Here is an 8,433-nt window from a genome sequence, read left to right as displayed (position 1 = left end):
AACGTACTGTGGGCCCTGATCCGTGACGGACGGCGCTACCAAGACGGACTCCCAGTCACATAGGCGGCTTGACAACGTCATTAGGAGGTGCGGGCGGCCGGGGCATACCCTGCCCCGGCTGGGCTCAGGGCAGCCGGGGCAGGTGTTCAGGGGAGGGGACACCGGTCGTGGGACAGGGAGGTGCGCAGGGCCGCGTGCAGGGCGGGCGCGCCGGTGCATTCGTGGCCGCGGGAGGGCGGGACGCGCCAGTGGGGGCCAGGGCCCGAGGTGAGGTGCGGCAGCGGGATCACCACATGGCATCCGGCGCCGAGCACCTGGACGCCGGGGAGCCGCCAGTCGGCCGCGGTGCCGGGCCGGATCAGCCAGTACATGATGCGGCCGTAACCGTCCGTGATGACGGCGCCGGTCTCGTCCCCGAGGTGGCGCATCGCGTGCGATCCGAGGTCGAGCGGTACGCGCACGGCGTCCCACCAGCGGCCGGCGGGCAGCAGTTGCGCTTCCGTACCGTCCGCCCGCATCCAGCGCGGAGACCAGCTGCCCGTCATCGCCCTCACCGGCCCTCCCGTCCGAGGCACCAAGCCTAGGGCGGGGCGGTGAGGCCGAATTGCGTTGACGCGCAAGGAAGTTGCGGCGATACGCAGCGGCCGTCGCGAGATCTCGTCCGGCGACGCTACGGCGAAGTAGCTTTACTGTTCGTATCCGGATTCGTACGACTGGGAGGCTGCGATGGGACACCCCGACCCCTTGGTGATCGACCCGACCGGCCACGACATCCACGGCGAGGCCGCCCGGCTCCGCGACCGCGGGCCGGTCACGCCCGTGGAACTCCCCGACGGAGTCGGGGCGTGGGCCGTCAGCGACCCCGATCTGCTCAGGCGCCTGCTCACCGACCCACGCGTCTCCAAGGACCCGCGCCGCCACTGGACCCGCTGGATCAACGGCGAAATAGCCCCGGAATGGCCGCTGTTCACCTGGGTGGCGGTGCAGAACATGTTCACCGCGTACGGCGGCGAGCACAAACGACTGCGCGCCCTGGTCTCCAAGGCGTTCACCGCACGCCGGACCGCCGCGCTGCGGCCCCGCGTCGAGGAGATCACCAGCGGTCTGCTGGACCGCGTCGAGGAGGCCGGACGTCAGGGGCGGGTCGTCGATCTGCGCGAGGGGTTCTGCTACCCGCTGCCGATCCGGGTGATCAGCGAGCTGTTCGGTCTGCCCGAGGACCAGGGCGCCGAGCTGCGCGCCGTGGTGGACAGCATCTTCCACACCTCCGCGACACCGGAGGAGGTGACCGACACCTACACCCGCTTCTACGCGGCGCTCGCCAAGCTCGTCGCCCTGAAGAGGGAGGCGCCCGGTGACGACCTGACCTCCGCCCTCATCGCGGCCCGCGACGACGAGGACGGCTCCCGTCTCAGCGAGCAGGAACTCCTCGACACCCTGGTGCTCATGGTCAGCGCGGGCCACGAGACCACCGTCAACCTCATCGACAACGCCATCCACGCGCTGCTCACCCACCCGGACCAGCTGGCGCTCGTCCGCGCCGGCCACGCCTCCTGGGGGGATGTGATCGAGGAGGCGCTGCGGGTCGAGGCGCCCGTCGCCAGCCTGCCGCTGCGGTACGCCGTGGAGGACCTGGCGATGGAAGAGTTCGGCGGTCCCGGCGGCGTCGTGATCGGCAAGGGCGAAGCCATCCTGGCCGCGTACGCGGCCGCCGGCCGCCACCCCGGGAGGTACGGCGACGACGCGGACCGCTTCGACATCACCCGCGTCGACAAGGAGCACCTCGCCTTCGGATACGGCGTGCACTTCTGTCTGGGCGCGCCGCTGGGGCGGCTGGAGGCACAGGTCGCGCTGCCGGCGCTCTTCGAGCGCTTCCCGGACCTCCGGCTCGCCGTGCCCCAGGAGGAGCTGAGGCCGGTGGACTCCTTCATCTCCAACGGCCACCGCTCCCTCCCGGCGCACCTTCGCTGATCACTCCCCGCGCCACCACGTCCGCACCCGGTCCCACCAGCCGCGCCGCCCCTGCGCCACGGCCGGGGCCGCGGCCGGCCGGGCCGGCACATCCGTGCGCGTCACGGGCGGTCCGCCGTCCGTGACGCGCCTGTCGACGGCGGCCGGCGGGAACGTCACGGGCAGTGCGGCCAGCGCCCGGTGGAAGGGACCCGGCCGCCACACCAGGTCCTCCACGGGCACGGAGAGTTCGATGTCGGGAAGGCGATCGAGGAGCTTCTCCACCGCCGCGGCCGCGATGAGCCGGGCCGGACTCTGTGCCGGGCAGGTGTGCGGCCCCGCACTCCACGCCAGGTGGGCGCGGTTTCCGGCCCGTTGGTCACTGGTGAGGGTGGGGTCGTTGTTCGCCGCGGCGAGCGAGACCACGATCGGGCGGCCCGGGTGCAGGGCGATCCCCTCGTACACGACGTCGTGCACCGCGTAGTGCACGGCGTAGTTGGCCATGGGCGGGTCGTTCCACAGCACCTCGTCGAGGGCGTCCTCCACCGGCAGGCTGCCGCCCGACAGGTCGCCGGCGAACCGGTCGTCGGACAGCAGCAGCCGCAGACTGTTCGCGATCAGGTTCTGCTGCGGCTCGGTGCCCGCGCCCATGAGCAGGACGAGGTTGTGCACCATCTCCTCGTCGGTGAGCTCGGCCGGGTGGGCCAGCAGCCAGGAGGTCACGTCCTGGCCGGGCTGCCCGCGCTTGAGCGTGACCAGGTCGAACAGGGTCGTGGCGAGCAGCTCGTTCGCCTTCTCGGCGTCGACGCCGTCGAAGATCCCGGACATGCCCTGCACGAGCCGTTCACCGTACTCGGCGGGGCAGCCGAAGAGGTGGTTGAACACCAGCAGGGGCAGCACCTGAGCGTACTCACCGAGGAGATCGGCCTTGCCCGCGGGCGCGAAGCGGTCGATGAGGGTGTCGGCGCTGGTCTCGACGTAGCCGCGCAGCGTGTTCGGCTCCACGCGGGCCAGGCTGTCGGTGATCGCGCCGCGCAGCCGGCGGTGCTCCGCGCCGTCGGTCCACAGGGCGTTCGGCCGGTACATCATCATCGGGACGACGGGGCTGTCGGCGGGGACGATGCCGTCGGACAGGTCCTGCCAGCGGCGGGGGTCCTTGGAGAAGGTCTCGGGGCTGCGCAGGACGTGCAGGGCGGCGTCGTAGCCGACGGCGAGCCAGGCCTGCACACCGGGTGCGAGCTCGACCGGGGCGATCGGGCCGGACCGGCGCAGCCGTGCGTAGACGGCGCCGGGGTCGGCGGCGAACTCGGTTCCGTAGAGGGCCTCGTGGGCGGGACAGCCCGGTGGCGGGCCGGCTGGCCGGGGTGGTTCGGGGGTCACGCGTGCTCCAGTTGGCCGGTGGGAGTTCCGCCGCTCGAGGGGCGGCGGTCGGGCGGGAGGGTCAGGAGGTACTCGACGAGGGCGATCAGCGCGTGGGTGGACGAGACGCGGTCGCGGGCGTCGCAGCGCACGAGGGGGGTCTCGGGCAGCAGGTCGAGGGCCTCGCGGACCTCGTCGAGCTCGTGCCGCGGCGCGTCCTCGAAGTCGTTGAGGGCGACGGCGTAGGGCAGTCCGAGTTCCTCCAGGACGCCCATGACCTCGAAGGACTGGTTCAGCCGCCGGGTGTCGGCCAGCACCAGCGCCCCGAGCGCGCCGCGTGTCATGTCCTGCCAGAGCTGGGTGAAGCGCTGCTGGCCGGGGGTGCCGAAGAGGTACAGGACCAGACGGTCGTTGAGGGTGAGGCGGCCGAAGTCGAGGGCGACGGTGGTGGTGGTCTTGTCCTTCATGCCGGACAGGTCGTCGACGAGGGCGCCCGCCTCGGTCATGACCTCCTCGGTGCGCAGCGGGCGGATCTCGGAGAGCGCGCCGACGTAGGTGGTCTTGCCGACCGCGAAGTGGCCGACGATCAGCAGCTTGACGGCGGTCTGCACGCCGGGCCGCAGATAGCGGTCGTCAGAGGCGGGCGCGGAGCCCATCGAGCACCTCCTGGAGGATTGTGACGTCGGACGGCCGGGCGGCCGGGATCGGTGCGCGGGTGACGATGTGGCCGCTGTCCATCAGGTCGGCGATCAGCACCCTGGCGACGCTGACCGGCAGCGCCAGATGGCCCGCGACCTCGGCGACGGACAGCGCCCCCGGCCGGCACAGCTCCATGAGCCGGCGCTTCTCCGGGCTCAGCCCGGTCAGCGGCAGATCGTCGGCGGCGATCAGCAGGGTGACCAGGTCCAGGGTGTTGCGCGTGGGATGGGCGCGGCCGTCCGTGACGACGTACGACCGCACCAGCCTGTCGGGGCGGCGCCGCGGGGTCATGCCGGGCTGCCGGCGTCCTGCCGCGCGGGGCTGGTCAGCTCCTTGCCGAGCCGGTCGACCAGCTTGTGCATGCGGTACGTGACCGCCTCCATGTCCACGTCCTCGCCGGTGGAGACCGCGAGGTAGGCCCCCTCACCGGCGGCCACGAGGAAGACGTAGCCGTGCGCGAACTCGATCAGGGTCTGCCGCCACGGGGTGTGCGGGCTGCCGCAGAACTCGGCGGTGCTGCGGCTGATCGACTGGACACCGGACAGGCCCGCGGCGAGCCGCTCGGCGTCGTCGCGGCCGATGTCCTGGGAGTGGGCGCGGAGCATGCCGTCGGCGGAGAGCAGGATCGCGTGGCGCGCCTCCGGCACCTTCAGCACCTCGTCCAGCATCCAGCCCAACTCGTTGTTGGTGGGCCCGGTCATTCGTCGCTGTTCCCTTCGTCTTCCTGGGGGGTGTGCTGGGCGGACCGGCCGTGCCGGGTGCCGCGCGCGAAGGCGCCCATGCGCCGGGCGTTCTCCTCGGCCGAGCGTCCGCCGACCTCCTCGGCCGGTACGTCGCTGTGCTCGGCGGTGCTCGGACGGGCGGACCGGCGGCGGCGCCTGGGCAGGCCGCCCGCCGTGGTCGGCCGGGCCTTGGCGCCGGCCTCCGTGTCGGCGCCGGCGTCGGCGGCCGGCGAGGTGCGGGGTGCCGCCTCGGGGGCGGACGCGGTGTGCGGCGTGTTGCCGGCCCGGGTCGCGGGGCCGGGAGCGGTCGCGTGCCCCGGGGTACGGGAGGTCGCGTCGGTGGGGTGCGAGGTCGGTGCGGCGGTGTGCTCCTGGTCCGGGCGTCGGTGCGTGAGCAGGGCGGACGGCAGGAACACCACGGCGCGTACGCCGCCGTACGGGGAGAGCGTGTCGGCGGACACGGTGAAGCCGTAGCGTTCGGCGAGCACCCCGATGACGGCGAAGCCGAACCGGGGCGGGTCGCCGAGCCGGGTGACGTCCACGGGCTGGGTGCCGGACAGCAGTTCGGCGGCGAGCTGCGTCGCCTGGCCGTCCATGCCGACGCCGGCGTCGTCGACCACCACGCAGGCACCGTTGTGCACCGTCTGGACGGTGACCTCGACCTTCGTGTTGGGCTGCGAGTGGCGTGCCGCGTTGTCGAGCAGTTCGGCGATGGTGAGGACCACCGGCTCCACGGCCCTGCTCTCCACCGCGATGTCGACCTCGCCGTTGATGCGGATGCGACGGTAGTCACGGATGCGGGAGGTGGCGCCGCGCACCACCTCGACGAGTGCGGAGGTGGCGCGCTGGCGGCCCGGCCACGAGCCGCAGAGCACGGCGATGGCCTGCGCGCGGCGGCCGAACTGGGCGTTGGTGTGGTCGATCTCGAGCAGGTCGCGCAGCACGTCGGGGTGGTCGTGCCGGTCCTGCATGTCGGAGATGGAGACCTGCTGTTCGTTGGCGAGGGCCTGGATGGAGCGCATGGACGCCTTGAGGGCGGCCTTCGCCGACTGGTCGGCACGTGACTGCGCGTGCTCGACCGCTTGGGAGAAGCGGTCGAGCACCGCGTCGAGGCACTTCGCGAAATCGGTTCCGGCGAGGCGGGACTCCAGCAGTCCGGCCGCCGGGACCGGTTGCGGAGTGACGTCCTCCAGGGCGGGCAGGCGGACCGAGACCAGGTGGCGCAGTTCCTCGTCCCGTGCCCGCAGGCCGTCCGACAGTTCGGCGTTCCGTCGGCGCTGCAGGGCGGTGATGCCGCGCTGCCGCACCAGCAGCACGGTGACGGCGCACAGGCCGAGGCCCAGGCACCAGATCACCGCCTCCGATATCTGATCGGTCATGGAGTCCTCTGTGGCGGGCGTGAGTTGACGGGTCGCTGACGGTAGTGATGCTCACGGTCGCGCACTTGCCCACGCGCGCAGAGAAGTTGTCGGTGGACGCATCGGCACCGGGCGTCACAGGGCGGACTCCGACTTCCCTTTGGCATATGCCGATGTCCTGCCGGAGGTGATGCGCGGCCGCTCCGTTGCACTAGGCTGCTGCGAGGTGACTCTCGGTGGCCCGGCCGGGCCCTGACACGACCGCAGGTTCTTCAGGACACGCCGCGATGGAGGGGACGGTGCCCGCGCGAAGCTATGTCGTGGAGGAGCAGACCACGACAGAGGTGGGCCCGCGCGAACGGGCCGACTTCTGGAGCGAGCACATCGCGTCCTACCAGTCCCGTATGGGGTACCGGTACACGCGACGCGACAACTTCGAGGGGGAGACGGTCCGTCAGCGCACGGGCACGTATCAGCTCGTGCGGTTCCACTCGGACGAGATCGAGTACCGGCGCACCGCCCAGCAGGTACGGCAGGACCCCGACGAGGACTACCGCCTTCTGGTCTCGCTGACCGGACGGCTGGTGCTGCGGCAGGACGAGGAGCAGGCGGAGCTCACGCCGGGGACCGGCGGGCTGGTGAGCTTCGGCGCTCCCTTCCAGTGCCTGCAGGACGCGTCCACCCGGGCGTTCATCCTCACCATCCCCGCGCGCGAGATCGACGGACGGCTGAACCGCACGTCGCCGCTGGCCGCAGGAGTGGACCTGACCCGGGGGCTGGGCCGCGTCGTGAGCTCCTTGCTGAACGATCTCTACGAGCAGCGATACGCCCTGACCGACCCGCAGTTCGACGCGGTGTCGGACCGCCTCGTGGATCTGCTCTGCATGCTCGTGGTCGGGGACGACCGCCCCGACTCCCCGGGCCATCTCGCCGAGGTCGAGGCGATGGTCCGCCGCCATGTGCGCGACCACGCGGCGGACGCCGGCCTCACCGGCACGTCCATGGCCCGCGACCTGGGCTGGTCCCTGCGCCAGATCCAGCTCGCCCTCCAGCGGGCCGGTACCACCCCCCGCGACCTGATCCGCGAGGAACGCCTGCGCCTGGTCCGCGACCGGCTCCAGTGCGACAGTTGCACGCATCTGACGATCACGGAACTCGCGTACGCCTCGGGGTTCTCCTCGGCGAGCGCGCTGAGCACGGCCTTCCGCCGCCGCTTCGGAGTGAGCCCGCGCGAGATGCGTGGGGGAACCCGCTGAGCCGAGGCACCCGGTGCGCCGCGGCTCACCGCAGATGAGCGGTGTCGACGATCGTGGACTCGCTGTCGGAACCGGTCACCAGGATGTAGCCGGGGTTGCCGTCGCGGTCCACGTAGCAGGTGAGCGCTCGCGTGGTGAGCACCGTCTGGCGGATTGGATGCTTGGCCACCGCCTCACGGCAGTCCGCCGCCGACGGGAGCTGCAGCGCGCTCCACTCGGCCAGCTTGCCGTTCGAGGAGACCAGGTAGCCGCCCGAGACGTAGACCGCGTCGGTGCTCGTGCCCGCCTTCGCGGGCGGGGTCCGGGAGAAGTCGTATCCGATCGGCGCACCCTGGCCGTTGTCCTGCAGGTGGAAACCGCGCACCAGGGCGGTCGACACCGAGGGCCGCGGATCCGACAGTGCGGCGTTGGCCGCGAGACCGCCGCCACCGAGGACCGCGAGGGCCGTCACGCCGGCCACCACGGGGTGCGCCGACGACATGGCCAGCAGCGGCCCGATCACGGGCACCGACAACCTCAGGTGCGTGTTCTTCTGGTTGACCGTGGAGTGGTCGCCCGTGGTGACGGTCGCCGAGGGGGCGTAGTCCCTGGAGTGATGTGCGCCTCGCTGCGGCGGGAGGTACGTGTTGTGCTGGACGTTGCCGTCGCCGGCCTGGGCGCCCCTGATCCGGCTGTTCTTCGTCATGTCGGTGCTTTCTTCGGCCCGTTGGGATCGCTCGGATGACTAACCGAATGTGTTGTGCTGGGTGTTGTCGTTCCCGGCCTGCACGCCCTGTGCGTGCCGCAGGTCGATCGGGCCTGCGCCGCGCGTGCCGGTCCCGTCGACGAGGGCCAGCAGGCGCCGCGCGTGCTCCACGACGTGCGGGTCGACCGCCCCGGTCACGGCGAGATCGTGGACCAGGTGCCCGGTCGGTGCTGTCGGCCGGCGCTCCAGGACACGGATGCGTTCGAGTGCTTCGGGGCGGCCCGAGAGCCGTGCCACCAGTGCCCCTCTCAGCGCCTGATAGGAATCCGTCACCGCTGCGGACGCGGCATCGCCGAGACCCGCCGTCGCGCCCGTGACCAGGGCCTGTACCACCAACATCGCCG

The 8,433-nt window shown here is 72.0% G+C and carries 10 protein-coding genes; 2 read left to right on the top strand and 8 right to left on the bottom strand.

What is annotated here, in order from left to right:
• Positions 1–146 precede the first annotated feature (146 nt).
• Positions 147–545 carry a hypothetical protein gene (locus ACIRPX_RS41735; protein WP_404205326.1) on the bottom strand — a complete coding sequence of 133 codons (399 nt, stop codon included), beginning with the start codon at positions 543–545 and terminating at the stop codon, positions 147–149.
• A gap of 181 nt (positions 546–726) precedes the next feature.
• Between ACIRPX_RS41735 and ACIRPX_RS41730 the strand changes: the two genes are divergently transcribed.
• Positions 727–1,971: a cytochrome P450 gene (locus ACIRPX_RS41730; protein ID WP_404205323.1), complete on the top strand. Its 1,245-nt coding sequence runs from the start codon at positions 727–729 to the stop codon at positions 1,969–1,971.
• On the opposite strand, the gene ACIRPX_RS41725 is transcribed toward ACIRPX_RS41730, so the two are convergent.
• The 5 genes from ACIRPX_RS41725 to ACIRPX_RS41705 are packed head-to-tail and all read right to left on the bottom strand — an operon-like array spanning position 1,972 to position 6,109.
• Positions 1,972–3,330 (bottom strand): cytochrome P450, encoded by a 1,359-nt coding sequence (locus tag ACIRPX_RS41725; RefSeq protein ID WP_404205322.1) that lies wholly within the window; start codon positions 3,328–3,330, stop codon positions 1,972–1,974.
• Positions 3,327–3,965, bottom strand: a complete 639-nt coding sequence (locus tag ACIRPX_RS41720; RefSeq protein WP_404205321.1) for a GTP-binding protein — start codon at positions 3,963–3,965, stop codon at positions 3,327–3,329. The genes ACIRPX_RS41725 and ACIRPX_RS41720 overlap by 4 nt, the downstream gene beginning before the upstream one ends.
• Complete coding sequence (locus tag ACIRPX_RS41715) at positions 3,943–4,299, bottom strand: DUF742 domain-containing protein (RefSeq protein ID WP_404205320.1); 357 nt, start codon at positions 4,297–4,299, stop codon at positions 3,943–3,945. Before ACIRPX_RS41715 ends, ACIRPX_RS41720 begins: the two co-directional genes overlap by 23 nt.
• Entirely contained in the window at positions 4,296–4,709 is a 414-nt protein-coding gene (locus ACIRPX_RS41710; protein WP_404205319.1) for a roadblock/LC7 domain-containing protein, read from the bottom strand. Before ACIRPX_RS41710 ends, ACIRPX_RS41715 begins: the two co-directional genes overlap by 4 nt.
• Positions 4,706–6,109 (bottom strand): ATP-binding protein, encoded by a 1,404-nt coding sequence (locus tag ACIRPX_RS41705; RefSeq protein WP_404205318.1) that lies wholly within the window; start codon positions 6,107–6,109, stop codon positions 4,706–4,708. Before ACIRPX_RS41705 ends, ACIRPX_RS41710 begins: the two co-directional genes overlap by 4 nt.
• Before the next feature lie 278 nt (positions 6,110–6,387).
• On the opposite strand from ACIRPX_RS41705, the gene ACIRPX_RS41700 reads away from it, so the two are divergent.
• On the top strand, positions 6,388–7,344 hold the full coding sequence (locus ACIRPX_RS41700; RefSeq protein WP_404205317.1) for an AraC family transcriptional regulator: 957 nt from the start codon (positions 6,388–6,390) through the stop codon (positions 7,342–7,344).
• A 25-nt stretch (positions 7,345–7,369) separates the two neighbouring features.
• Here ACIRPX_RS41700 and ACIRPX_RS41695 read toward each other — a convergent pair whose 3' ends face one another.
• The gene (locus ACIRPX_RS41695) at positions 7,370–8,029 is read right to left on the bottom strand and encodes a hypothetical protein (protein ID WP_404205316.1); all 660 of its coding nucleotides are present in this window, start codon (positions 8,027–8,029) and stop codon (positions 7,370–7,372) included.
• A 39-nt stretch (positions 8,030–8,068) separates the two neighbouring features.
• The gene (locus ACIRPX_RS41690) at positions 8,069–8,428 is read right to left on the bottom strand and encodes a hypothetical protein (protein ID WP_404205315.1); all 360 of its coding nucleotides are present in this window, start codon (positions 8,426–8,428) and stop codon (positions 8,069–8,071) included.
• Between the last annotated feature and the right edge of the window lie 5 nt (positions 8,429–8,433).

The organism is Streptomyces sp. NPDC101225, from assembly GCF_044767585.1.
Lineage (GTDB): Bacteria > Actinomycetota > Actinomycetes > Streptomycetales > Streptomycetaceae > Streptomyces.
The sequence above is the reverse complement of the archived record's forward strand: the minus strand, read 5'-3'. Positions and strand labels throughout refer to the sequence as shown.

Excerpts from the sequence above, each read along its gene's own strand:
- ACIRPX_RS41710 (WP_404205319.1), bottom strand. The coding sequence starts at position 4,709 with ATGACCGGGCCCACCAACAACGAGTTGGGCTGGATGCTGGACGAGGTG.
- ACIRPX_RS41730 (WP_404205323.1), top strand. The coding sequence starts at position 727 with ATGGGACACCCCGACCCCTTGGTGATCGACCCGACCGGCCACGACATC.
- ACIRPX_RS41705 (WP_404205318.1), bottom strand. The coding sequence starts at position 6,109 with ATGACCGATCAGATATCGGAGGCGGTGATCTGGTGCCTGGGCCTCGGC.
- ACIRPX_RS41715 (WP_404205320.1), bottom strand. The coding sequence starts at position 4,299 with ATGACCCCGCGGCGCCGCCCCGACAGGCTGGTGCGGTCGTACGTCGTC.
- ACIRPX_RS41735 (WP_404205326.1), bottom strand. The coding sequence starts at position 545 with ATGACGGGCAGCTGGTCTCCGCGCTGGATGCGGGCGGACGGTACGGAA.
- ACIRPX_RS41695 (WP_404205316.1), bottom strand. The coding sequence starts at position 8,029 with ATGACGAAGAACAGCCGGATCAGGGGCGCCCAGGCCGGCGACGGCAAC.
- ACIRPX_RS41720 (WP_404205321.1), bottom strand. The coding sequence starts at position 3,965 with ATGGGCTCCGCGCCCGCCTCTGACGACCGCTATCTGCGGCCCGGCGTG.
- ACIRPX_RS41690 (WP_404205315.1), bottom strand. The coding sequence starts at position 8,428 with ATGTTGGTGGTACAGGCCCTGGTCACGGGCGCGACGGCGGGTCTCGGC.